The organism is Flavobacterium sediminis (genome assembly GCF_003148385.1).
GTDB classification, from domain to species: Bacteria; Bacteroidota; Bacteroidia; order Flavobacteriales; family Flavobacteriaceae; genus Flavobacterium; species Flavobacterium sediminis.
Map to the genome: position 1 here is coordinate 2915607 of NZ_CP029463.1, position 23333 is coordinate 2938939.

22 protein-coding genes are annotated in these 23333 nt (G+C 35.9%); 13 read left to right on the plus strand and 9 right to left on the minus strand.

Going from position 1 to position 23333, the window contains the following annotated elements:
* The first annotated feature begins 10 nt into the window (after positions 1 to 10).
* A complete protein-coding gene (locus tag DI487_RS16110) occupies positions 11 to 154 on the plus strand; it encodes a hypothetical protein (protein ID WP_170108213.1) in 144 nt (47 codons plus the stop codon).
* 16 nt (positions 155 to 170) lie between these two features.
* Here the strand turns inward: DI487_RS16110 and DI487_RS13530 are convergent, their stop codons facing one another.
* Positions 171 to 830 carry an endonuclease III domain-containing protein gene (locus tag DI487_RS13530; protein WP_109570110.1) on the minus strand — a complete coding sequence of 220 codons (660 nt, stop codon included), beginning with the start codon at positions 828 to 830 and terminating at the stop codon, positions 171 to 173.
* Between the two features lie 52 nt (positions 831 to 882).
* On the opposite strand from DI487_RS13530, the gene bcp reads away from it, so the two are divergent.
* Complete coding sequence (gene bcp, locus DI487_RS13535) at positions 883 to 1335, plus strand: thioredoxin-dependent thiol peroxidase (RefSeq protein WP_109570111.1); 453 nt, start codon at positions 883 to 885, stop codon at positions 1333 to 1335.
* Between the two features lie 55 nt (positions 1336 to 1390).
* Here bcp and DI487_RS13540 read toward each other — a convergent pair whose 3' ends face one another.
* Complete coding sequence (locus tag DI487_RS13540) at positions 1391 to 1768, minus strand: PUR family DNA/RNA-binding protein (protein ID WP_109570112.1); 378 nt, start codon at positions 1766 to 1768, stop codon at positions 1391 to 1393.
* A 70-nt stretch (positions 1769 to 1838) separates the two neighbouring features.
* On the minus strand, positions 1839 to 3599 hold the full coding sequence (locus DI487_RS13545) for an ABC transporter ATP-binding protein (protein ID WP_109570113.1): 1761 nt from the start codon (positions 3597 to 3599) through the stop codon (positions 1839 to 1841).
* 188 nt (positions 3600 to 3787) lie between these two features.
* Here DI487_RS13545 and DI487_RS13550 point away from each other — a divergent pair, with 188 nt between their 5' ends.
* The 4 genes from DI487_RS13550 to yajC all read left to right on the plus strand — a co-directional run bounded on the left by DI487_RS13550 (position 3788) and on the right by yajC (position 6667).
* Complete coding sequence (locus DI487_RS13550) at positions 3788 to 4894, plus strand: Glu/Leu/Phe/Val dehydrogenase dimerization domain-containing protein (protein ID WP_109570114.1); 1107 nt, start codon at positions 3788 to 3790, stop codon at positions 4892 to 4894.
* Between the two features lie 83 nt (positions 4895 to 4977).
* A complete protein-coding gene (gene nusB, locus DI487_RS13555) occupies positions 4978 to 5919 on the plus strand; it encodes a transcription antitermination factor NusB (protein WP_245896408.1) in 942 nt (313 codons plus the stop codon).
* A gap of 18 nt (positions 5920 to 5937) precedes the next feature.
* Positions 5938 to 6384 carry a DUF1573 domain-containing protein gene (locus tag DI487_RS13560; RefSeq protein ID WP_109570115.1) on the plus strand — a complete coding sequence of 149 codons (447 nt, stop codon included), beginning with the start codon at positions 5938 to 5940 and terminating at the stop codon, positions 6382 to 6384.
* Positions 6385 to 6394: 10 nt separating this feature from the next.
* Positions 6395 to 6667, plus strand: a complete 273-nt coding sequence (gene yajC, locus DI487_RS13565) for a preprotein translocase subunit YajC (protein ID WP_109570116.1) — start codon at positions 6395 to 6397, stop codon at positions 6665 to 6667.
* A 31-nt stretch (positions 6668 to 6698) separates the two neighbouring features.
* Here the strand turns inward: yajC and DI487_RS13570 are convergent, their stop codons facing one another.
* The 3 genes from DI487_RS13570 to pepT form a co-directional block, all read right to left on the minus strand.
* The gene (locus DI487_RS13570; protein ID WP_109570117.1) at positions 6699 to 7280 is read right to left on the minus strand and encodes a YdeI/OmpD-associated family protein; all 582 of its coding nucleotides are present in this window, start codon (positions 7278 to 7280) and stop codon (positions 6699 to 6701) included.
* 4 nt (positions 7281 to 7284) lie between these two features.
* A complete protein-coding gene (locus DI487_RS13575) occupies positions 7285 to 9504 on the minus strand; it encodes a M20/M25/M40 family metallo-hydrolase (RefSeq protein WP_109570118.1) in 2220 nt (739 codons plus the stop codon).
* A gap of 76 nt (positions 9505 to 9580) precedes the next feature.
* On the minus strand, positions 9581 to 10819 hold the full coding sequence (gene pepT, locus DI487_RS13580) for a peptidase T (protein WP_109570119.1): 1239 nt from the start codon (positions 10817 to 10819) through the stop codon (positions 9581 to 9583).
* Between the two features lie 130 nt (positions 10820 to 10949).
* Here pepT and DI487_RS13585 point away from each other — a divergent pair, with 130 nt between their 5' ends.
* Positions 10950 to 11987 carry a quinone-dependent dihydroorotate dehydrogenase gene (locus DI487_RS13585; protein WP_109570120.1) on the plus strand — a complete coding sequence of 346 codons (1038 nt, stop codon included), beginning with the start codon at positions 10950 to 10952 and terminating at the stop codon, positions 11985 to 11987.
* A 19-nt stretch (positions 11988 to 12006) separates the two neighbouring features.
* Complete coding sequence (locus DI487_RS13590) at positions 12007 to 12876, plus strand: hydroxymethylglutaryl-CoA lyase (protein ID WP_109570121.1); 870 nt, start codon at positions 12007 to 12009, stop codon at positions 12874 to 12876.
* 4 nt (positions 12877 to 12880) lie between these two features.
* On the opposite strand, the gene DI487_RS13595 is transcribed toward DI487_RS13590, so the two are convergent.
* Entirely contained in the window at positions 12881 to 13618 is a 738-nt protein-coding gene (locus DI487_RS13595) for a hypothetical protein (RefSeq protein ID WP_146193478.1), read from the minus strand.
* A gap of 80 nt (positions 13619 to 13698) precedes the next feature.
* On the opposite strand from DI487_RS13595, the gene guaB reads away from it, so the two are divergent.
* The gene (gene guaB, locus DI487_RS13600) at positions 13699 to 15171 is read left to right on the plus strand and encodes an IMP dehydrogenase (RefSeq protein WP_109570123.1); all 1473 of its coding nucleotides are present in this window, start codon (positions 13699 to 13701) and stop codon (positions 15169 to 15171) included.
* 60 nt (positions 15172 to 15231) lie between these two features.
* Here the strand turns inward: guaB and DI487_RS13605 are convergent, their stop codons facing one another.
* Positions 15232 to 16044, minus strand: a complete 813-nt coding sequence (locus DI487_RS13605; RefSeq protein WP_245896410.1) for a universal stress protein — start codon at positions 16042 to 16044, stop codon at positions 15232 to 15234.
* 226 nt (positions 16045 to 16270) lie between these two features.
* Between DI487_RS13605 and DI487_RS13610 the strand changes: the two genes are divergently transcribed.
* From DI487_RS13610 to DI487_RS13625, 4 genes are all read left to right on the plus strand, one after another.
* On the plus strand, positions 16271 to 17362 hold the full coding sequence (locus DI487_RS13610; RefSeq protein ID WP_109570125.1) for an SGNH/GDSL hydrolase family protein: 1092 nt from the start codon (positions 16271 to 16273) through the stop codon (positions 17360 to 17362).
* Complete coding sequence (locus tag DI487_RS13615; protein WP_245896412.1) at positions 17355 to 18728, plus strand: sialate O-acetylesterase; 1374 nt, start codon at positions 17355 to 17357, stop codon at positions 18726 to 18728. Before DI487_RS13610 ends, DI487_RS13615 begins: the two co-directional genes overlap by 8 nt.
* Positions 18725 to 21007 (plus strand): beta-glucosidase BglX, encoded by a 2283-nt coding sequence (bglX, locus tag DI487_RS13620; RefSeq protein WP_109570126.1) that lies wholly within the window; start codon positions 18725 to 18727, stop codon positions 21005 to 21007. The genes DI487_RS13615 and bglX overlap by 4 nt, the downstream gene beginning before the upstream one ends.
* A gap of 70 nt (positions 21008 to 21077) precedes the next feature.
* A complete protein-coding gene (locus DI487_RS13625; RefSeq protein WP_109570127.1) occupies positions 21078 to 22043 on the plus strand; it encodes an aldo/keto reductase in 966 nt (321 codons plus the stop codon).
* Here the strand turns inward: DI487_RS13625 and DI487_RS13630 are convergent.
* Positions 22040 to 23329 carry a glycoside hydrolase 5 family protein gene (locus DI487_RS13630; protein WP_109570128.1) on the minus strand — a complete coding sequence of 430 codons (1290 nt, stop codon included), beginning with the start codon at positions 23327 to 23329 and terminating at the stop codon, positions 22040 to 22042. The two genes, DI487_RS13625 and DI487_RS13630, sit on opposite strands and share 4 nt — an antisense overlap.
* Positions 23330 to 23333: the final 4 nt, after the last annotated feature.

The window sequence follows — 23333 nt, forward strand, 5'->3', positions numbered from 1 at the left end:
ATAGATATTTATGGCAAAACTTTACACTAAAGAAAAATTAGCTACAAAAGAGATGTTACCTAAAAAAGAAACGGTTTCTTTTTTACTAAACTATTCAAAGGCACTTAACGTTACGAAAGTGGGTAAATTGTCGTTTGAAATGATAGCTAATTAGGAAATGCCTCGTAATTTTACGAGGCATTTTTTTTATGATAATCGTTGATTACAGTCTTTCTGCCAATAGTTTTGGTAATAATGTCTTTGTCTAAGTTCCAACCTCTTGCCGGTGAATAAGATCTTCCGTAATAAATGATCTGTAAATGGAGCTTGTTCCATAATTCCATCGGAAACAAACGTTTGGCATCTTTTTCGGATTGTTCTACACTTTTTCCGTTAGAAAATCCCCAGCGATATAATAATCGGTGAATATGTGTGTCTACAGGAAATGCCGGTACGTCAAAGGCTTGGCTCATTACAACACTGGCAGTTTTGTGTCCCACAGCCGGAAGTCTTTCCAGGGCTTCAAAACTTTGTGGCACCTCTCCGTTGTGTTCTTCAATTAAAATTTTTGAAAGTCCGTAAATACCTTTCGATTTCATAGGAGTTAAGCCGCATGGACGAATAATTTCAGCAATTTCTTCGACACTCATTTTTATCATATCGTATGGGTTATCTGCTTTTGCAAACAATGAAGGTGTGATCTTGTTTACGCGTTCGTCAGTGCATTGAGCAGATAGCAGTACGGCGATTAATAAAGTATAAGGGTCTTTATGGTCGAGCGGAATAGGAACTTCCGGAAATAATTCATTTAAGGTATTTATAACAAATGTTACTTTTTCGTTCTTTGTCATTTTTGTAATTTTATACTTTGAAGCAAAAATAACGATTAAAATTAATAGTATTATGATAACATTAAAAGCCGGAGATAAAGCTCCGAATTTTTCAGGGCTAGATCAAAATGGTAAAGAGCATGAATTAGCGGATTATAAAGGAAAAAAATTAGTAGTTTTCTTTTATCCTAAGGCAAGTACACCGGGTTGTACGGCTGAGGCTTGTGATCTGAGAGATAATTACGAACGTTTTAAAGCTCAGAATTACGAGTTATTAGGTGTAAGTGCCGATAGTGCTAAGGCGCAAACTAAATTTATTGAAAAAAATGATTTACCGTTTCCTTTATTAGCAGATGAAGAGAAGAAAGTAATCAATGCTTTCGGGGTTTGGGGCCCTAAGAAATTTATGGGAAGAGAATATGACGGAATCCACAGAACAACTTTTGTAATTGATGAGAACGGAGTGATTGAAGAAGTGATTGAAAAAGTGAAAACCAAGGAGCACGCTGCTCAAATCCTGAAATAAAATAAAAGCCTCGCATTTGCGAGGCTTTTATTTTATTTTAAAAATATAAAAAATTTTAGATATCATCAAAATCTACGTTAGTAAAGCTTTTTGCAGAAACAGATTCTTCTGTAGTTTCATTTGAAAAAGAATCTCTTTTAAAATCTTTTTGATGTCTTTCAGAAATTACTTCTTCACCTTTTTTGTCAATTACAAAAGATGTCATTTCGTCAAGAATGTCTCTGAAAGCTGCAAAATCTTCTTTGTAAAGATAGATTTTGTGTTTTTTGAAGTGGTATGAGCCATCTTCTTCTGTGAATTTTTTACTTTCAGTGATAGTAATATAGTAATCATCTGCTTTAGTAGCTCTCACATCAAAGAAATATGTTCTTCTACCTGCTCTTAATACTTTAGAAAAGATATCTTCTTGTTCTAACATTTCATTTTCTCTCATAGTCCAATCTATCAATTAAATGGTTTTAAGTTTTTCAAAAGTCTAAAAAAAAAATGTATTAAGCAATAGTTTATATAATTTCTTTTTCTGCAAGCTGTTTAAAATATAAATCTTTATAGTAACCATCTGCTGCTAATAGTTGATTATGTGTACCTTGCTGAATAATTCTGCCTTCGTCTAAAATAATGATCTGCGAAGCATTTTTAGCAGAGGACACTCTGTGGCTCACAATTATGGTTGTAATGTCCTGAGAAAAAGATCCCAGATTTCCTAAAATTTGCTCTTCTGTCTCCGTGTCAACTGCACTTAAACAATCATCTAACAATAAGATAGGTGCTTGTTTAATTAATGCTCTGGCAATAGAAACACGTTGCTTTTGTCCGCCTGAAAGTGTAATTCCTCTTTCCCCTAAAACAGTGTTGTAGCCTTCTTTAAAATGGAGAATGTTTTCGTGAACAACGGCCAGTTTAGCGGCTTCAATCACTTCTTCCTCTGTGGCATCTTCATTTCCGAATTTAATATTGTTTGCAATACTGTCTGAAAACAGAAAAGCATCCTGAGGAACTACACTGATTGAATTGCGCAGATCGTTGAGGTTGACCTGGTCAATCGGGACACCGTCGATCAGAATCTTTCCTTTTTCAATATCATATAAGCGACTGATAAGGGATAAAAGTGTCGATTTACCGGAGCCGGTTTTCCCTAAAATAGCCAGTGTTTCACCTGGTTTTATGTGAAAACTTACATGATCCAGAGCTTTAATTCGGGTATCCGGATAGATGAAGCTTACATTTTCAAAGCTGATGTTTCCTCTAATATCAAAATGGTGATCGGTTTTATTCGTAATTTCAGGTTCGGTATGTAAAAATTCATTAATCCTTTTTTGGGAAGCTTCAGCTTCTTGTACTAAAGAAGAAACCCAACCTAAGGAAGCAACCGGCCAGGTCAGCATGTTGATATATAAAATGAATTGGGCAATGATCCCTATCGAAATGGAACCGTTGATATACATCATGCCTCCAACATATATAACAACCAAGTTACTTAACCCGATCAGTAAGATCATTAAAGGACCGAATAAAGAATTTACGATAGCTAAATTCATGAATTTTTTACGACTATCTTCTGTCAGATCAGTGAATTCTTTTTCTTTTTGTTTTTCTATGGCGTATGCTTTTATAACTCTTATACCGGAAAACATTTCCTGAGCAAAAGAGGACAAGGTAGAAAGATTAGCCTGAAAAATGCCACTTCTTTTATTTATCTCTGAACTGATCTTAAAAATACCGTATGAGAGTAACGGAAGAGGTAATAAAGAATAAAAAGTAAGTCTTGGAGAAATATTATACATATAAATAATAACCATAGAGAAGCGAACCAGTGTATTCATGGAATACATTACGGCAGGTCCGACATACATTCTGACTTTACTGACGTCTTCACTAATACGGCTCATTAAGTCTCCGGTACGGTTTTGCTTGTAGAAGGTCTGACTCAGAATCTGGTAATGATTATAAATTTCATTTTTGAGGTCAAATTCTACATAGCGGGACATTACGATTAAGGTTTGTCGCATCAGAAACGTAAAAAAACCGGAAATAAGTGTAGTAGCCAAGATCAGAATAATGTTTTTACCCAATAATGATTGGGCAACTTCAATACTGATTTCGTGGTTGTTACGAGTATATTCTTCTATAGACCGAATGGAGTCACCAACCAGTTCAGGGGTAAATAAAGAGAAGATCTGGGCTATAAATGTAATAACGATTCCAAGTAGGAATCGATATTTGTATTTAATAAAAAATTTATTTAAATATTGTAATTCTTTCATTTAAAAACGGAAAAAAGCTTTTTTTTTAATTAAAAACAGTTTAAATCTTAACTTTTTAAAAATTTATTTTTTCTTTTAAAAGCAGTTGTTTGTTGTTGAATTGCTAAAAAAAGACTAAATTTTTGAATCATTTCAAATTTTTACGTAATATTGCCATAAAATATTGAATAATTTTCAACTCAATTCAAATGATAGCAGACGTATTAAATGCAAAAGAACTTCAAAAGGTTGCACCGGTTTTCGGGCAAATTTCTTTTGACGGTCACGAACAAGTTGTTTTTTGCCATGACAAAGATACAGGTTTAAAAGCAATTATTGGTATTCATAACACAGTTTTAGGTCCTGCATTGGGAGGAACGAGAATGTGGAAGTATGCTAATGAATGGGAAGCCCTTAACGATGTATTGCGTTTATCGCGTGGTATGACGTTTAAGAATTCTATTTCAGGATTAAACTTAGGTGGAGGTAAAGCCGTTATAATCGGTGATGCCAAGACTGAAAAAACACCTGAATTGATGCGTAAATTTGGGGAGTATGTAGATTCTTTATCCGGAAGATATATCACAGCAGAAGATGTTGGGATGGAAACTAAAGATATGGATATTGTAAGAGAAGTTACAAAACACGTATCAGGGATTTCCGTTGAAAAAGGAGGTTCAGGTAATCCGTCACCTATTACAGCTTACGGGGTTTTCATGGGATTAAGAGCCGCTGCTAAATATCAGTTTGGTACGGATAATTTAGAAGGTAAGAAAGTTTTGGTACAAGGTATTGGTCATGTAGGTGAAGTTTTAGTAAAACACCTTACAGAAAGTGGTGCTATAGTTACGATTACGGATATTAATGAAGACAGATTACATCAGGTAGGTGCTAAGTACGGTGCTAAGATTTTTACAGGAACTGACCTGTATGCTTCTGATGTGGATATTTATGCGCCATGTGCTTTAGGAGCAACGGTAAATGATGAAACAATCAGTAAATTAAAAGCTAAAGTTATTGCAGGTGCTGCTAATAATCAATTGGCAAACGAAATAACACACGGACAAATTCTGAAAGAAAAAGGAATTTTATATGCTCCTGATTTCTTGATCAATGCCGGAGGTGTCATCAATGTTTACTCAGAACTGGCTAATTTAACAAAAGAGCAGGTTTTAGAAAAAACGGAGAATATTTATAACACGGCTTTAGAAATTTTTGATTTTGCCGATAAAAACAACATCACAACACATCAGGCTGCTTTATCTATCGCTCAAAAGCGTATTGATGATAGAAAAAAAGAATTACAGAATAAATAATTTTTAAATATTATTGGTATTTTTGCAAAGCGAAAGAAATTCTCTTTCGCTTTCTTAATTTTAAAAAGTTCTTAAACTAAAGTATGTTAAACAGAAGACATATTCGTATTAAAGTGATGCAGACAATCTATGCTATGCATCAACATCAATCTGATGTTCTTGACAAGGAAGAAAGATTTCTTTATCAAAGCATTGAAATTATGCAGGATCTATATTTATTATTGCTTTCTGCCCTTGTAGAAATCAGAGAAAAAGAGGAAGAATACCTTGATATGGCTTCCAAAAAGCATCTGGCAACTAAAGAAGAACGCAATCCTAACCGTAAATTTATTTCTAATAAAGTTTTAATGCAATTGGCGGAAAATGAGAAATTGCAGGAAAGCCTTGGGGATAGAAGTATAAAGAACTGGAAAAATAATGACGATTTAATATTGTTTCTGATCCGGGAAATTAAGGCTAGTGATTTGTATAAGGATTATATGAGCAAACCGGTCGGGACGTATGAAGAGGAAAAATATTTTATAGCAGATGTTTTTAGTCAGATCATAGCTCCTAATGAACAATTATACGATTATTTAGAAGATTATAAATTAACATGGTTGGATGATCTTCCTTTGGTAAATACTTTTATTTTAAAACAAATAAAAGGTTTAAAGGATGAAAATGATACTATTCGTTTGCCAAAATTATACAGAGACGAAGACGATAAAGAATTTGTGAGAAACCTGTTTAGAAAAACGGTTTTGAATGAAGTGGAATTGTCTAAAGAGTATATTGATAAAACACCGAACTGGGATGCTGATCGTATAGCAGAATTGGATACGATTATTTTAAAAATGGCTATTTGTGAGCTATTGAAATTCCCCTCAATTCCGGTAAAAGTAACGATCAACGAATATTTAGAGATTGCCAAAGAGTATTCAACACCGAAGAGTAGTATCTTCATCAATGGTATTCTGGATAATCTGGTAAGAGATTTTCAAAGAGATAACCGTATGCAAAAAGCGGGTAGAGGATTATTATAAAACTAAAAAACAAGTATTATGAAAAAAATGATTTACTTAGCAGCAGTTGCTATTACTTTAATAACTGTTTCGTGTAAAGATAATGTTCAAGGCAAAATTACAGATGAAGATATGGCTACTGTTGAAGCAGAAAAAGCCATGATCGGAAAATTACCGAAAGTAAGCTTTGATAAAACAGAGTATGATTTCGGAACCATCAATTCAGGTGATGTTGTAGAAACAGAATTCATAGTAACAAATACAGGAGAGTCTGATCTGGTAATCTCTGATGCTAAAGCATCTTGTGGTTGTACTGTTCCGGTTTATCCGAAACAACCGGTAAAACCGGGAGAATCGGCTCCGATCAAAGTATCTTTTAATTCTTCTGGAAAATCAGGTATGCAAAACAAAACAGTTACTTTGACAACTAATACTGAGAACGGAAAAGAAACGTTCGCAATTAAGGCTAATGTTTTAACCAAATAAAAAGAGATCAATGAATACAACGATTATAATGCAGTTGTTGTTTATGGCAGTAATTTTTTATTTTTTACTGATCCGTCCACAACAACAAAAAGCAAAAAAAGAAAAATCATTTGAAGCTACTTTAAAAGTAGGAGACAAGGTGATTACTAAGGCAGGAATTCACGGCAAGATCGCTGAAATTTCAGATGGAACAGTTGTGATAGAAACAATGGCCGGAAAAATTAAAATGGAAAAATCGGCTTTATCAATGGAAATGACAGCTAAGCTAAATGAAAAGAAATAAAAAAAATCCCAATCGTACGATTGGGATTTTTTTATCGATAGCGATCATTGAGACCTTTACCTTCTGCAAGTAAAGGTTTTATTTTTTCCAAACGGGTGAGTTTTGTTTTTTCCTGTTTCGCTGTTTCAATGAACTCCAGATATTCTCTTTGCTTATAGGGTGTCAGACTTTCAAATTTGCTTTTAAAGTGAGGGTTTTCACTTAAAAAATCTTCAAGAAAGGCAGAATGAATAGCTTCTTTTTTCTCGGGCTTAACAGATAAGCCTTTGTTTTCAACAGCAATAGCTTCTTCTATATAGGCAATTATAGTAGCTTCTTCGATCTCCTCTTTTGATTGAAAACGCATTTGCCGAAGCGATTTTGTTGTGCCTTCCTGAGCGTTGATTAATAGCTTTTTTTTGTCTTTTAAGAAAACACCGTTAAAGAACCAAATCCCGAAATAAGACTTAAAACCTCCTATTCCCACTACATTTTTTCCGTTATGGGTAAAGACCGGACCACCCCATTTAGTTGTTTCTGCTAAATCAGTTTTTCGGATTATAGAGAAAAGTATCTCTAATTCTTCAGTCCATTGATTGGTCTTGTTCCAGGGATTTTTCTTTTGTTCTTCCATTTAATTAAAAAACAACTTTCAGTTTCAACTCTTTACCATCACGCATTACGGTTACTTCTCTTTCGTCACCGGCTTTCAGTTTAGACAAGCAATCCATATAGCTATATACTTCTTTTACTTTACAATCACCTATTCGGGTTAAAACATCTCCGGATTGTATTCCGGCTTTATCTGCAGGTCGCCCGTCAGTAACACCATCAATGTGTAAACCGTCTCCATAATCTGTATAATCAGGCATAATGCCTAATGTTACCTTGTAAGCCGGGACTTTTTTTCCTGCTTCGACTTTAGTCTTAGTAAATGTTACCGTATCCATATTTGAAATGGCATCCGTAATTCTGAAGACATAATCAACAATAGCTCTTACACCATAATAGTTGATCTTATCCTCGTCATCACTTGGTTTGTGATAGTCTGTATGGGTTCCTGTAAAGAAAAACAAAACAGGAATATCTTTTAAATAAAATGAAGTGTGATCTGACGGGCCTATTCCGGTATTTTCTTCCGTTACATTGAATCCGGCTGGTTTATTTTTCGCAATCAATTCTGAAAAATCCGGACATGTTCCTACGCCGCCTACTACTAATGCTTTATTGTTATTTAAGCGTCCTATCATATCCATATTGACCATAGTGATCACTTTCGGAAATTTTTCTTTTAAAGTTTCTGCCATGAATTTGGAACCGATCAGACCATCTTCTTCACCTGAGAAAAGGGCAAAAACATAATTTACATTTTCTTTGGATTTATTTTGCGATAACATTCGGGCTAATTCCATGACACCTGCAACACCGGATGCATTATCGTCGGCTCCGTTATGAATTTCTCCTTCAGAATTAGGTTTTGTAGAGTGGTGGTGTTCGTTTAGTCCCAAGTGGTCGTAATGTGCTCCGATAACAATAGTTCGGTCTGCTTTATTGTCTAAAACGGCAATTACATTGGTTCCGTTATTAGCTTTTACACTTGTGCTGTCATGAGGGTTTAAGCGAACTTTATAATCAAATTTTTGAAAATAACTTTTCTTGTTATATGGTTTTAGACCTAATTTTTTAAACTCTGCTGCAAGGTAATCTGCTGCTTTTTTCTCTCCTTCAGAACCTGTTAATCGACCCTGTAATGCATCAGAAGCTAAGTAAGAGATATGTTGTTTTAGATTTTTATCGTTTACGATTTCGGCTTCATCAGTATCTACCCAATCGGCAATAAATACATTAGTCTCTCTCGGTTTACTTTGCATTCTGTTACTAGAGAAAACCAGTTTTTTTCCGTCAGGTGAAAACATCGGAAAGGCATTGAACTCGCTTTCCCATGTGATTTGACGTAAATTGTTTCCATCGGTATCGATCATAAACAATTGGAAGTCATATCCTCTGGTAGAATGATGGTTTGATGAAAAAATGATCTTTTTATCCGAAGGATGGAAGTACGGAGCCCAATTAGCTTTGCCTAAATGAGTTACTTGTTTCAGGTCTGTACCGTCAATATTAATGGTGTAAATCTCCATCTCGGTAGGAGCTACCAAATTTTTGCTTAGTAACTCTTTATATTCTTTGATGTCTTCTTCGGTTTTTGGTCGTGACGAACGGAAAACCAGTTTTTTACTATCGTGTGAAAAGAATGCACCGCCATCGTATCCTAAACCGTTTGTTAATTGTTTTACTTCAGAACCGTCGATGTTCATTATCCAAAGTTCTAAATCTCCGCTTCGGGTACTGGTAAAAACAATCTTTTTGCCATCAGGAGAAACAACGGCTTCAGCATCATATCCCGGAGAATTGGTGAGTTGCTTTACAATATTCCCTTTTAGATCAGCGACATAAATATCGTATTCAGGGTAAATGGCCCAAAGATATTTGCCGTCAGTTGATTTGGGAGGAGTAGGGCAAGCATGTCCGCCTTCATGAGTGGAAGCATATAAAATATGTTTACCGTCGGGCATAAAGAATGAGCAGGTAGTTCGTCCGTATCCGGTAGAGATCAGTTTTAAATCTTCCGGAGTGTGGTTGTCTTTTTGTAAATCCAGCATGTAGATTTGATCACACTGTATACCAAATTGCGGATTGGTGATTTGTAGGGTAAGATTCTTGCCGTCCGGACTGAAATATGCTTCGGCATTGTCACCGCCAAAAGTAAGTTGTCTTAGATTTTTTAAATTGCTTTCTTGGGCAAAACCATACCAGCAGAAAGTTGAGGCGAGTAGAAATGAAGTTATAGATTTTGTCATGTAAGTTGTTTTTATTTAGATTTACTTTAAAGACTCAAATATAAAAAAAGAGCTTTAAAAAAGCTCTTTTTATAAATTATTTTTGTGCAGTTAATTCTGCGATCTTTACAATTACTTCTGTAGCTTTTACCATACTTTCAACCGGAACGTATTCGTATTTTCCGTGAAAATTATGTCCGCCGGCAAAGATATTAGGGCAAGGTAGACCTTTAAAAGATAATTGAGCGCCATCTGTTCCTCCTCTGATCGGTTTTATGATAGGAGTTATATTTAATTCTTTCATTGCTTTCTCAGCAATTTCTACAATGTGGAAAACCGGTTCAACTTTTTCACGCATATTAAAATACTGATCTTTTACAATTGCTTCACAAATAGGACCTCCGAATTGTTTTTCATAAGCAGTATTGATCTTATCAGCGATAGTTTGGATCAAAGCTTTACGTGCTTCAAAATGATCTTTATTGTGATCACGGATAATTAATTCTACTACAGTTTCTTCAATGCTTCCGTGAATATCGTGTAAGTGAAAGAAACCTTCGTAACCTGTTGTTCGCTCCGGAACTTCATTTATCGGTAATTCAGAAATGAATTGGTTTGCTAACAACATGGAGTTGATCATTTTTCCTTTAGCATAACCCGGGTGAACACTTTTCCCCTGAAATGTGATTTTTGCTCCGGCCGCATTAAAATTTTCGTATTCTAATTCACCGATCTGACTTCCATCCATTGTATAAGCCCATTCAGCTCCGAATTTTTCGACATCAAATTTGTGAGCACCACGTCCGATCTCTTCATCCGGTGTAAAGCCGACACGTATTTTACCGTGTTTGATTTCAGGATGCTTGATCAAATAATCCATAGCCGTCATAATTTCTGTGATTCCGGCTTTGTCATCAGCACCTAAAAGTGTAGTTCCGTCGGTTGTGATAAGAGTTTGTCCTTTATATTGAAGCAAATCTTCAAAATAATCGGGTGAAAGGATAATATTTTGTTCGGCATTTAATACGATATCACGACCATCATAATTTTCAACGATCTGAGGTTTTACATTTGCTCCCGTAAAATCAGGAGTTGTATCAAAGTGCGCTACAAAACCTATAGTAGGTACATCATGAGCAACATTACTCGGTAAGGTTGCCATGATATAGGCATTTTCGTCGATAGTGACGTCTTGCATGCCCATAGCTTTTAGTTCTTCCACAAGTTTGTTGGCTAAATCCCATTGTTTTTCTGTACTGGGAGTAGTATTAGAATTCGGATCGGATTCTGTATCTATTGTAACGTAACTGATAAAACGATTGATAATATCTTGCATGATGCCTTTTTTAAAATTTCACACAAATATACTACTTATGGTTAAATTTTGAAGAATTGTAAATTATTAAGTTTATTTCATTATAAATACTGTTGAATTCTTATTTTTGCAAAGCAACACAACAAAAATTATGTACAAAATATTTATAAGGCCTATTTTATTTTGTTTTGATCCGGAACAAGTGCATCACTTTACATTTTCTTTGATCCGATTTCTGAATAAAATTGGTTTTTCTTCCCTTTTTAAAGCACTGTATTGTATTGAAGACAAGCGTTTAGAACGAGAAGTTTTCGGCTTAAAATTTAAAAACCCGGTTGGTCTGGCGGCTGGTTTTGATAAAGATGCAAAATTATATAAAGAGTTGTCAAACTTTGGTTTTGGTTTTATAGAAATCGGTACTTTAACACCTAAAGCCCAACCCGGAAACCCTAAAAAGCGTTTGTTTCGTCTAAAAGAAGATTCGGGGATCATTAATCGTATGGGGTTTAATAACGGTGGAGTAGAAGAAGCGGTTGAGCGTTTGAAAAAGAATAAAGGTGTTTTAATTGGTGGAAACATCGGTAAAAACAAAATAACGCCTAATGAAGAAGCGGTTAAAGATTATGAAATTTGTTTTGAAGCATTATTCCCTTATGTTGATTATTTTGTAGTTAATGTGAGTTCGCCCAATACGCCTAATCTTCGTGAGTTGCAGGATAAAGAGCCGTTAACAAAGTTGTTACAAACTTTACAGGATCTGAATAATGAAAAACCTGCCACAACAAGCGGAGCAGAGAAGCCAAAACCTATTTTGTTGAAAATAGCACCGGATTTAACGAACGAACAGTTGTTGGATATTATCGACATTGTAAAAGAAACGAAAATAGCCGGAGTAATAGCAACGAATACAACTATAGGAAGAGAAGGTTTGCATTCGGAAAATCAAAAGGAAACAGGAGGTTTGTCAGGAAAGCCGTTGACAAAGCGTTCTACTGAAGTAATTCGTTTTCTTTCAGACAAGAGTAATAAGGCATTTCCGATTATTGGTGTAGGAGGAATTCATTCGGCAGAAGATGCAATAGAAAAGTTAGAAGCAGGAGCCAGTTTGGTACAATTATATACCGGTTTCATCTATGAAGGTCCGGGCTTAGTTAAAGCGATCAACCGAAAACTGTTAGAAAAGAATTAATTTTTTACATTTGATTTTTATGAATACTACTCAGGTAAAGATTATTGAATGTCCACGCGATGCCATGCAGGGTATCAAAGCCTTTATTCCTACAGAAAAAAAAGTTCAGTACATTCAATCGTTATTGAGAGTAGGTTTCGATACCATTGATTTCGGTAGTTTTGTTTCGCCTAAAGCTATTCCGCAAATGCAGGATACTGCTGAGGTCTTGGCTCAGCTTGATCTATCGCAAACAAAAAGTAAATTATTGGCTATTGTGGCTAATACTAAAGGAGCAGAGTTAGCATCTGTACATTCCGAAATTCAATATTTGGGTTTCCCGTTTTCTATTTCAGAAAATTTTCAGATGAGAAATACCCACAAAACAATTGCTGAATCATTTGTAACCTTGCAGGAAATATTAAATATAGCTGCCAGAACTAATAAAGAGGTCGTGGCGTATTTGTCTATGGGATTCGGAAATCCTTACGGAGATCCATGGAATGTGGATATTGTAGGCGAATGGACTGAAAAATTGGCCAATATGGGAATTACTATTTTATCCCTTTCAGACACCATTGGCAGTTCAACACCGGAAGTGATCAATTATTTATTTTCAAATTTGATTCCTGAATATCCGGATATTGAATTCGGGGCGCACCTGCATACAACTCCGGATTCATGGCATGAAAAAGTGGATGCAGCTTATAAAGCCGGATGTAAACGTTTTGACGGAGCAATAAAAGGCTATGGAGGCTGTCCTATGGCTAAGGACGATTTAACCGGAAACATGCCGACAGAGAAGTTGTTGTCCTATTTCAATACACAAAAAGCAGAGACCAATTGTCATGCTATGAGTTTTGAAAGCGCTTATAATGAGGCGTTAAAAGTTTTTAATTACTACCACTAAGAAACTAAAAAGTAAATATCTTCAATATTTCCTTAAAGTCACTTGGAGTTCGTTTCGGTTTTATGTTTTTATTGAATTTCAGATAGAAATAAAGACAAATAGAAAATAGCCCCACTGTGATCTGTTTTCCTATGATATTGCCAATGATCAGATCTTTAAAGTTATCATGAGTAAAATAAAAGAACGTATAGAACGCAATAGAATCAAAGATACATACAAGTGACATCGTTGTAAAAATCTTCAGGAAGGTACCTTTATCCTTGAATTTATAATTTAAGAAATCATAAAATAACAAGATAAACATTGCTTCTAAATAAAGTAAACTTGTCCCGATCAGGAAAATTGTCAATTCAAAACTCAATATCTCTTCTAAAAGCAGTCCGCTGGATTGTTCTATACTGTGGTCTTGTACTAATAAGAATTGAGAAAAGAATGTAATGGATATATTAGCGATCAAGATTCCGTAAATAAGGCTTTTGGTCTTGACAAGGTTTTCAGTATGAAAGAAAAGTAATATAGCAAATAGAGTAGAAGTGTAAAATATAGTGGAACCTGGTGAAAATCTGTAATCCCCTAAATAATTATCATACACGTTAGAAACTAATAACGTCTGAAAGAATTGGATCGTTCCTATAAAAACATAAAGCGTTCCTATTCCGACTCTTTTTTTATAAAAATGCATCCCTAAGATTATAAATACAACTAATAGGATCTCTAAAATATGAAGTGACAGACTTTGCATGATAAACTGGTATTAAAGTTTTAGAATGTGGAAGTAAATTTATATATTTGCATGCAATTTAACAACTACAACAGATTGCGATGAAAGCACACAACTCAAAAATCGTAGGTGAAGGTCTAACCTATGATGACGTCCTTTTAATTCCTAATTATTCCCAAGTGCTTCCTCGTGAAGTAAATATTTCAAGTAAATTTTCCAGAAATATATCATTAAACGTTCCTATTATTTCGGCAGCAATGGATACTGTTACCGAAAGTGATATGGCAATTGCTATTGCGAGAGAAGGCGGAATAGGTGTTTTGCATAAAAACATGTCAATTGAGCGCCAGGCAGCAGAAGTACGCAAAGTGAAGCGTGCCGAGTCAGGAATGATCATTGATCCGGTTACTTTGTCCTTAGAAGCAAATGTAGGAGATGCAAAACGAGTGATGAAAGAATTCAGTATCGGAGGAATTCCGGTAGTGGATACGGATATGACTTTAAAAGGAATTGTAACCAATAGAGATCTGCGTTTTGAAAAAGACAATAAAAGAGCCATTACAGAAGTAATGACATCTGAAAATCTGGTTACAGCTAAGCAAGGAACAACTTTAGCGCAGGCAGAAGAAATTTTGCAAGAAAATAAAATTGAAAAATTACCGGTTGTTAGCGATGACTTCAAACTGATTGGTTTAATTACATTTAGAGATATCACTAAATTAACCTTGAAACCAATGGCTAATAAAGATCAATACGGTCGTTTACGAGTTGCAGCGGCATTAGGTGTTACAGCTGATGCTGTTGAAAGAGCCAGAGCTTTGGTAAATGCAGGTGTTGATGCGGTTATAATTGATACGGCCCACGGACACACAAAAGGTGTAGTAGACGTTTTAAAGAAAGTTAAGGCGGAATTCTCTCAGTTAGATGTTGTAGTAGGTAATATTGCAACACCGGAAGCCGCTCAATATTTAGTAGAAGCCGGAGCAGATGGTGTAAAAGTAGGTATAGGTCCGGGATCCATTTGTACAACGCGTGTTGTCGCAGGTGTCGGTTTTCCTCAGTTTTCAGCCGTATTAGAAGTTGCTGCAGCAATTAAAGGCAGCGGAGTACCGGTTATAGCTGACGGCGGTATCCGCTATACAGGAGATATTCCTAAAGCTTTGGCAGCAGGAGCAGATTGTGTTATGCTCGGATCATTATTGGCAGGAACCAAAGAATCTCCGGGTGAGACTATTATTTTTGAAGGAAGAAAATTCAAATCTTATAGAGGAATGGGGTCTGTTGAAGCTATGAAGGAAGGTTCTAAAGACCGTTATTTTCAAGATGTGGAAGACGATGTTAAAAAATTAGTTCCGGAAGGAATTGTAGGGCGTGTTCCTTATAAAGGCGAATTAGCGGAAAGTATGCTTCAGTTTATCGGAGGTCTACGTGCCGGAATGGGATATTGCGGTGCAAAAAATATTCCGACTTTACAAGAGGTAGGTCGTTTTGTTCGTTTAACAGCCAGCGGTATCGGAGAAAGTCACCCGCATAATGTTACGATTACTAAAGAAGCACCGAATTATTCCAGATAAATAGATTGAATTTTATATTAAGTAAATAAAAAAGCTCCGTTTATTAGGAGCTTTTTATTTTTAATAGCTTGCAGGTATAGATAAAAGCGGAATGCTTAAACCCGACGCCATAACTCTGGTTTTACTTCTGTGAACCATTGAGTCCCAAAAGCCATATTTTTTAGGCATCATAATTAACAGGTCTGCATTAAAATCTTTGATCTCTTTTTTAATTTCATCGATAACTTCTTTCGACTGTATATTTTTGTAATAATAGTTGATCTCCTTTTCGTCGTCTTCTTTTGTTTTAGGATTGTCCTTTTTGATTTTTTCAACAGTTGTATCAACACTGAAAACTTCTATTTCTGTATTTTGAGCAGCGATCAGGCTTTTAATGAGCGAAGTAGCATGGCTCGGAATTTCATCCGGTGTATCGCAGGCAAATAAAACTCTGTTTAACGGTGTGAATTTTGTCTCTAACGGAACAGAGATTATAGGGATATTAATGTTCCTGATAGCTGAGGTTGTTGTATTACCCATTAATTCCTGTTCTAAGCTTTTTTCAGCCATACCGAATACTAATAAACCGGCATTGTATTTTTCAATGCAAGTAACTAAATGTTCTTCAACAAAAGAATAGGTGATCTCTGATTGGGTTTCAATATGGTGTTCCTTTTTTAATTCCTTAGCCAACTCTTTCAAACGTTCTGAATTAATATCAAACAGTTTCTGAAAAGTTTCTGCTGATAATTGCGCATTAGATGCGTGTATAGGTGGATTGAAAGCATGGAAAAGTACTAAATTCATATTGGCTGCTTTAGCTAAGTTAGCCGCATATTGAACTGCATTCTGAGCGATTTCAGAAAAGTCAGTTGTGGCAATTATGGTCATCATAAGTTTAGTTTTATTTTGTTATGTACTCTAACAAATTTAAGCATTTTAACCAGTTTTATTAGAATAATTAACGTTAAAAAAAGAGAGGTTAAGCGTATTTTAAGAAACTTAGAATAAGATTGATTTATTACAGATATAGTTTATTTTTTGATAACAATTTGATGTAATTGTATTATTTGTACAAAAAAAATAGCCTTAATTTTATAATCCTTAATTTTTTTGAAAAATGAATATTAATTATAAAGTTTTTGCTTTAGTTTTTTTGCTAGCAGGTTGTGCAGGAGAAAAAGAAAAAATAACTGAAACACTGTTTCATACCAGCGGAAGAGTTGAGGCTGTTTCAGATCGTAAGGTCTACCTGTTGGGATCGGCTTCTTCAATTGAATTCAGCTACAAAGGGAATAGCTGTGAGTTTAACATGGAGAGTGTTGATACATGGAAACATCATAATTATTATGTTTTAGAGATAGATGGGTTTTACAAAGGACGGTTTACAATTGATTCAATAGGTATTGAAAAGGTAAAAATTGAAGAAACAAAAGATACTATTCATCATGTAAAAGTTTTTAAAGCAACAGAAGCAGCCAATGGAAAAGTCTTATTCGATGGCTCAGGAATAACAAATTTAGTCCCCTTTTCGGCAGAATCTAAAAAGAGAATTGAATTTATCGGGAATTCCATTACATGTGGCATGGGAAATGATCTGACAATTCCATGTCATAGCACCGATTTCTGGTTCGATCAACATAATGCATATTGGGCTTATGGTCCAGTTTTAGCCAGAGAACTGGATGCCGATTTCTTGCTGAGCTCTGTTTCCGGTTATGGTATGTACCGCAATTGGAACGATGAACATGAGTCAGAACCTAATTTACCGGAGGTCTATGAAAATCTAAATTTAGATAAAGATACTTCTAAAGTTTTCAACACTGATTTCCAACCGGATTTAGTAAGTATATGTTTGGGAACTAATGACCTGTCTGACGGGGATGGTAAAAAGGAACGTTTGCCTTTTAATGAAGAAAAATACATAGCAAACTATATCAAGTTTATAAAGACTATTTATAATCGTTATCCGGATACACAGCTTGTTTTACTGAACAGTCCTATGGTTTCAGGAGAAAAAAACGATGTTTTTATGGCATGTTTAAGGAAAGTTAAAGAAGCTTTTGAAACAGACACCGTACATAAACCGATTACTATTTTTGAGTACAAGCCTATGGAACCCCAAGGATGTGATTACCATCCGGATGTAGAAGATCATAAGTTTATGGCTCAGCAATTGAAAGAAACCTTTAAAAAAATACTAAATGAATAAAATTGTTGTAATTTTTAGTTTGTTTTTAATTCAAGTTATGAATGCAGAAGTAAGTTTACCTTCGTGCTTTTCGGATGGAATGGTCTTACAGCAAAATTCACAAGTAAAGATTTGGGGTTGGGCAAATCCAAAAGAACCCGTTTCAGTAATTCCGTCTTGGAATAAAAAAGAATATAAGACCGAAGCCGATTCGAATGCCTATTGGGAACTAACCATTGAGACAATACAAGCGGGCGGACCTTATGAAGTGGAAATAAAAGGTTACAATACATTGCAATTAACCAATGTCTTGTTGGGAGAAGTTTGGTTTTGTTCCGGGCAGTCTAATATGGAAATGACGGCCGATTGGGGAATTGACAATAAAGAAGAAGAAATAGCAAAAGCTGATTTTCCTGAGATCCGCTTTTTCAGGACTGCTAAGGTCACAGCCGATTATCCTCAGGTCAATGCTATTGGCAATTGGGAAACTTGTACTCCGGAAACCATGCGAAAAAATAGTGCCGTTGCTTATTATTTTGCCAGAAGGTTACAGGAAATAGAACCGGATGTTCCGGTGGGCTTGATTGTTTCAGCTTGGGGAGGTACTCCGGCAGAAGTCTGGATGCCTAAGAATGTATTTTCAAATGATAAATCGTATTATAAAACGGCCATTGACCGTAAGTTGTCAGAATATTGTCCGGTTGAACCTTCTAAAACATTCAACAGCATGATTTATCCTTTGATTGGTTATAAAATAGCCGGCTTTTTGTGGTATCAAGGAGAAAGTAATGTAGGAGAATCTACATATCAACAATTATTTACCGAATTGATTCAATCGTGGCGAAAACTATGGAAAGAGGAATTGTCCTTTTATTATGTACAGATCGCACCTTATCAATATGAAGGAGAAGGCACTTATGCTGCTATGACCCGTGATTTACAGCGACAAGTTTTGGCTTTGCCAAAAACAGGAATGGTTGTGATCAGTGATGTGGCAACTTTAAATGACATTCATCCGACCAATAAAAAAACGGTAGGAACCCGATTAGCGGATATGGCTTTAAAAGAGCATTATAATGTTTTAAAAGGAACTGTTGAAAGTCCGGCTATCCAAAGTGCTAAAAAGGTTAAAAAAGGAGTTGAACTTACTTTTGAACATAACGAGAGCCTTCATTTTACGACCAAAGAGAATTTATTTGAAATTGCCGGAAATGATGGAGTTTTTTATCAGGCGAAAGCCAAAATAGTAGAAGGGAAAGTAATAGTCGGTTGTTCTAAAGTAAAGTATCCTGAATACATCCGTTTTGCTTGGGGAAATGCTGTTCAGTCTAATTTGTTCAATGAAGCTGAATTACCGGCTTCTACTTTTAAAATTGCCATTCCATGAAACGAACAATCATCTTAACCTTACTTATCATGGGAAGTTATGCCCATGCACAAAAGAAAAAGAAAATGAAGCAACAAGAGCCTATTGAAACCAGAATAGAACAGTTACTGCAAAAGATGACCTTGGAAGAAAAAGTAGGTCAGATGAATCAATATAACGGATTTTGGGACGTAACCGGTCCGGCTCCGGAAGGAGGTTCGGCAGCTTTAAAGTATGAGCACCTTAAAAAAGGTTGGGTTGGTTCCATGTTAACCGTCAGAGGTGTAAAAGAAGTTAAAGCCGTACAAAAAATAGCTGTAGAGGAAACCCGTTTAGGAATTCCGCTGATCATTGGCTTTGATGTGATTCACGGTTACAAAACGTTAAGCCCTATACCACTGGCGGAAGCAGCAAGTTGGGATATGGAAGCGATTAAAAAATCAGCTCAGGTAGCAGCCGGTGAAGCTTCTGCTTCTGGTATTAACTGGACATTCGGACCTAACGTAGATGTCTCCAGAGATGCTCGTTGGGGCAGGGTTATGGAAGGAGCCGGAGAAGATGCTTTTTTAGGAAGTAAGGTAGCTGAAGCAAGAGTAAAAGGTTTTCAGGGTGAGACTAAAGAAGATTTAGGATTGCCTAATACTATTGCAGCTTGCGCCAAGCATTTTGCAGCTTATGGTTTTGTGGAGGCCGGAAAGGAATACAATTTGGTAGATATCGGAATGCCAACATTATATAATTTAGTACTGCCTCCGTTTGAAGCTGCTAAAAATGCAGGAGTGCGAACGTTTATGAACTCATTTAATACATTAAACGGTGTACCGGCAACAGGAAGTAAGTTTTTACAACGTGATATTTTAAAAGGCAAATGGAATTTTGACGGTTTTGTGATTACAGATTGGGCTTCCATCAGAGAAATGATCAATTGGGGATTTGCAGAAGACGGAACAGAAGCGTCTTTGAAAGCAGTTGAAGCCGGAGCTGATATGGACATGGAGTCGCATTTATATGTATACGAATTAGCGAAATTGGTTTGGGAAGGGAAAGTAGATGAAAAACTGATTGACGATGCAGTGAGAAGAATTCTGCGTGTAAAATTTGAATTAGGGTTGTTTGATGATCCTTATCGCTATTGTGATGAAAAACGCGAGCAAAAGGTTATTGGAAGTAAAGAAAACAGAGAAGCTGTATTGGATATGGCTAAAAAGTCAATTGTATTACTGAAAAATGACAAACAGTTACTTCCTTTACCTAAAACAGGTAAAAGAATTGCTTTAATCGGTGCTTTGGCAGCAGATAAAACCAGTCCGTTAGGAAGTTGGCGCATAGCATCGGATGATGAAACTGCTGTATCTGTTTTAGAAGGAATGCAGCAATATACAGGCAACCGATTGGTCTATGAAAAAGGAGCAGATGTAACTATAGGTTCGGTAAGTTTTATTCAGGAAGTTCAAATCAACACTACTGATAAAAGTAGCTTTGAAGCAGCAAAAAAAACGGCTCAAGAAAGTGATATAGTAGTAATGGTTCTCGGGGAACACGGGTTTCAGACCGGAGAGGCAAGAAGCAGAACAGAACTTGGACTTCCGGGTGTACAGCAAGAACTTTTAGAAGAAGTGTACAAAGTGAATCCCAATATTGTTTTGGTTTTGAATAACGGACGTCCGCTAGCTTTACCTTGGGCAGCCAAACATATCCCGGCTATAGTAGAAGCCTGGCAATTAGGAACTGAAACAGGAAATGCTGTTGCTCAGGTGCTCTATGGAGATTACAATCCTAGCGGTAAGTTACCGATGTCATTTCCTAGAAATGTGGGACAATGCCCGATTTACTATAATTATTATGCTACGGGAAGACCAATCGATAAAGATAACAATGTGTTCTGGACGCATTACAGCGATGTAGAAAAAACACCGCTTTGGAGTTTTGGTCACGGATTGAGTTATACTACTTTTGAGTATTCAGAAATAACTCTTGATAAAGAAAGTTATAAAAAAGGAGAACCTGTAAAAGCTTCTGTAACAGTTAAGAATACCGGAAATTATGATGGTAAGGAAGTGGTACAGTTATATGTTCGTGATGTAGTGGCAAGTTTAACCCGGCCGGTAAAAGAATTAAAAGATTTTCAAATGATATCTCTGAATAAGGGAGAGTCTAAAACCGTAGAGTTTGTACTAACTGAAAAAGAGTTAGGTTTTTATAATAGTGAAGGAGAATTTATTGTTGAATCCGGTAAATTTCAAATTTTTATAGGAACAAGCTCCTCTGATACAAAGAATAGTGTTTTTCATTTATACTAGAATTTGTTAGGGTTTTGAAAAGGATTGATGATCTTTCATCAATCCTTTTTTGTGTAAAAAAAACAGAAATATGAATTACAACAGATGTGGGAAAAGCGGACTTTTGTTACCACAAATATCTTTAGGGCTATGGCATAATTTCGGTTCTTTTGATGATCTTAAAAATGCAGAGCAAATAATTGTCAATGCTTTTGATAATGGGATCACACATTTTGATTTAGCAAATAATTACGGGCCGGTTCCGGGATCAGCAGAGGAAAACTTCGGAGGAATCGTTAAACGGAATTTTCAAGGTTTTATGCGAGACCAATTAGTCATTTCAACGAAAGCCGGATACAAGATGTGGGACGGACCTTATGGAGATTGGGGTTCAAGGAAATACTTGATTACGAGTTTAAATCAAAGTTTGAAACGAATGAATCTGGAATATGTGGATATCTTTTATTCGCATCGTCCGGATCCTGAAACTCCCGTTGAAGAAACCATGATGGCTCTTGATTATGCCGTGAAAAGCGGTAAGGCACTTTATGCAGGGATTAGTAATTATAATGCTGAGCAGGCTCAGGAAGCCATAAAGATTCTGAAAGATCTGGGAACTCCTAGCTTAATTCATCAACCTAAATATTCTATGTTTGAGCGTTCACCTGAAAATGGCTTATTAGATGTTTTAGAAGAGAATGGAGTAGGATGTATCGCGTTTTCTCCTTTAGCGCAAGGTCTATTAACCTCTAAATATTTAAAAGGAATTCCTGCCGGTTCAAGAGCATCAAATCCTAACGGATCTTTACAAACAACAGACATAACGGAAGACATTCTTCAAAAGATACAATTGTTAAATAAGTTGGCACAAAAAAGAGACCAAACGTTAGCACAAATGGCTATCGCCTGGTTGTTAAAAGATAGAAGAATTACTTCTGTTTTAATAGGTGCCAGTTCTGTTGCGCAATTATACGAAAACTTAAAAAGTTTAGAGCAGTTGACTTTTTCAGAAGAGGAATTGCAACAAATAGAATCAATTCTAAGAGGAATAATTTAGTTGTTATTCCACTTAGAATTAAAGTCTTTCATAAGAGCTAAGGTACTTTTTTCTGTAGCAAAAACGGAGTTCAGACCTTGCGGCTCTTGCGGTGGGTCAGTAGTATAGTCATCGCCAATATTCCATTTACCATTTTTAGGATTGTTCTTTCCGAAACCACCATAACCCCAAAAATTCAAAGCAACAAAAGGTTCATTAGTCTGAATAGCTTTGTCCAAGCGCCGGAAAACAGCTTTATAGAATTGATTGCGGTATGCCGCTGATGCATTTCTGTCTAAGTTTTCCTGAACTCGCGGATAACCGAATTCTTCTAAAACAATAGGCTTATTTAGCTTATTAGCTACTTTTATATGTTCTTCTATATAGTTCAGTGTATTTTGAATAGCAACAGGAGTAGAGCCAGCCTCGTCTTCAATTTTATACCAACCCCAGTTTTTAGGCCAGATGTGCATGGTCAAATAATCAATATTCGGATTATTGTGTGTACGTTCAAAAGTAAGCAGATCATCGTTAGAACCGGCTTTCCCTTCTGAGCCTGTTGTTACCAAGTGGTTTTTATCTAAAGATTTAATATAGGCAGTCACATCATTTAACCAATTTGTAAAAGCTTTTTCATTTTCCGGAGTAAAAACACGAGGTTCATTGGCTACTTCCCATGCCATAATAGTTGGGTCATCTGAATATTTTACTTTAGAAACAGAATTAGTTCTGGTAATAATTTTTTTGATGTAACTTTTTAAAGCTTCTTTACACGGTTCACAAGTATGGAACTGTGCTGTATATGCCATGAATTGCGGCCAGGTATTAGGTGCAATATTAGGGTTAGGAACTACGCCGTATCCGTTCCACTCTAAGTACTTAGCCATTCCGCCGCTCCATTCCCAATTGTTAGTAAAATAAAGAATAGCTGTCAGATCTCTTTTTTTCATTTCCGATAAAAGAAAATCGAGTCCTTCTAAACGGGATTCAATAAAAACACCTTGTTGAGGTTGCAAAGGTTCTCTTACAGTATAATCCTGATCTCCGCCTTCAGCACCAATCATAATCCTTAGATTGACAATGCCATTAGATTTTAAGTCATCTAACTCTCTTAGTAAACGACTTTGATTACCTTCTTTACAGCCTAAAAGACCTCCATACCAGTAATTAGTTCCTACATAATGATAAGGTTCTCCGGTTTTGATAAATTGAGATTCCTTAATGCTGATAAAGCTGTCTTTTTCGACATTGCAGGAAATACAAATAATAATCAAAAGAAGGGGCAAAAAGGCACGGATAGCTTTCATAATT

What these genes read in the sequence shown, in the direction of transcription:
- pepT (WP_109570119.1), bottom strand. Translation starts at nt 10,819, where the DNA reads ATGCAAGATATTATCAATCGTTTTATCAGTTACGTTACAATAGATACA.
- DI487_RS13595 (WP_146193478.1), bottom strand. Translation starts at nt 13,618, where the DNA reads ATGCAAAGTCTGTCACTTCATATTTTAGAGATCCTATTAGTTGTATTT.
- DI487_RS13585 (WP_109570120.1), top strand. Translation starts at nt 10,950, where the DNA reads ATGTACAAAATATTTATAAGGCCTATTTTATTTTGTTTTGATCCGGAA.
- nusB (WP_245896408.1), top strand. Translation starts at nt 4,978, where the DNA reads ATGTTAAACAGAAGACATATTCGTATTAAAGTGATGCAGACAATCTAT.
- DI487_RS13570 (WP_109570117.1), bottom strand. Translation starts at nt 7,280, where the DNA reads ATGGAAGAACAAAAGAAAAATCCCTGGAACAAGACCAATCAATGGACT.
- DI487_RS13605 (WP_245896410.1), bottom strand. Translation starts at nt 16,044, where the DNA reads ATGATGACCATAATTGCCACAACTGACTTTTCTGAAATCGCTCAGAAT.
- DI487_RS13550 (WP_109570114.1), top strand. Translation starts at nt 3,788, where the DNA reads ATGATAGCAGACGTATTAAATGCAAAAGAACTTCAAAAGGTTGCACCG.
- bcp (WP_109570111.1), top strand. Translation starts at nt 883, where the DNA reads ATGATAACATTAAAAGCCGGAGATAAAGCTCCGAATTTTTCAGGGCTA.
- DI487_RS13540 (WP_109570112.1), bottom strand. Translation starts at nt 1,768, where the DNA reads ATGAGAGAAAATGAAATGTTAGAACAAGAAGATATCTTTTCTAAAGTA.
- DI487_RS13575 (WP_109570118.1), bottom strand. Translation starts at nt 9,504, where the DNA reads ATGACAAAATCTATAACTTCATTTCTACTCGCCTCAACTTTCTGCTGG.
- guaB (WP_109570123.1), top strand. Translation starts at nt 13,699, where the DNA reads ATGAAAGCACACAACTCAAAAATCGTAGGTGAAGGTCTAACCTATGAT.
- DI487_RS13630 (WP_109570128.1), bottom strand. Translation starts at nt 23,329, where the DNA reads ATGAAAGCTATCCGTGCCTTTTTGCCCCTTCTTTTGATTATTATTTGT.
- DI487_RS13545 (WP_109570113.1), bottom strand. Translation starts at nt 3,599, where the DNA reads ATGAAAGAATTACAATATTTAAATAAATTTTTTATTAAATACAAATAT.
- DI487_RS13615 (WP_245896412.1), top strand. Translation starts at nt 17,355, where the DNA reads ATGAATAAAATTGTTGTAATTTTTAGTTTGTTTTTAATTCAAGTTATG.
- bglX (WP_109570126.1), top strand. Translation starts at nt 18,725, where the DNA reads ATGAAACGAACAATCATCTTAACCTTACTTATCATGGGAAGTTATGCC.
- yajC (WP_109570116.1), top strand. Translation starts at nt 6,395, where the DNA reads ATGAATACAACGATTATAATGCAGTTGTTGTTTATGGCAGTAATTTTT.
- DI487_RS13590 (WP_109570121.1), top strand. Translation starts at nt 12,007, where the DNA reads ATGAATACTACTCAGGTAAAGATTATTGAATGTCCACGCGATGCCATG.
- DI487_RS13530 (WP_109570110.1), bottom strand. Translation starts at nt 830, where the DNA reads ATGACAAAGAACGAAAAAGTAACATTTGTTATAAATACCTTAAATGAA.
- DI487_RS13560 (WP_109570115.1), top strand. Translation starts at nt 5,938, where the DNA reads ATGAAAAAAATGATTTACTTAGCAGCAGTTGCTATTACTTTAATAACT.
- DI487_RS16110 (WP_170108213.1), top strand. Translation starts at nt 11, where the DNA reads ATGGCAAAACTTTACACTAAAGAAAAATTAGCTACAAAAGAGATGTTA.
- DI487_RS13625 (WP_109570127.1), top strand. Translation starts at nt 21,078, where the DNA reads ATGAATTACAACAGATGTGGGAAAAGCGGACTTTTGTTACCACAAATA.
- DI487_RS13610 (WP_109570125.1), top strand. Translation starts at nt 16,271, where the DNA reads ATGAATATTAATTATAAAGTTTTTGCTTTAGTTTTTTTGCTAGCAGGT.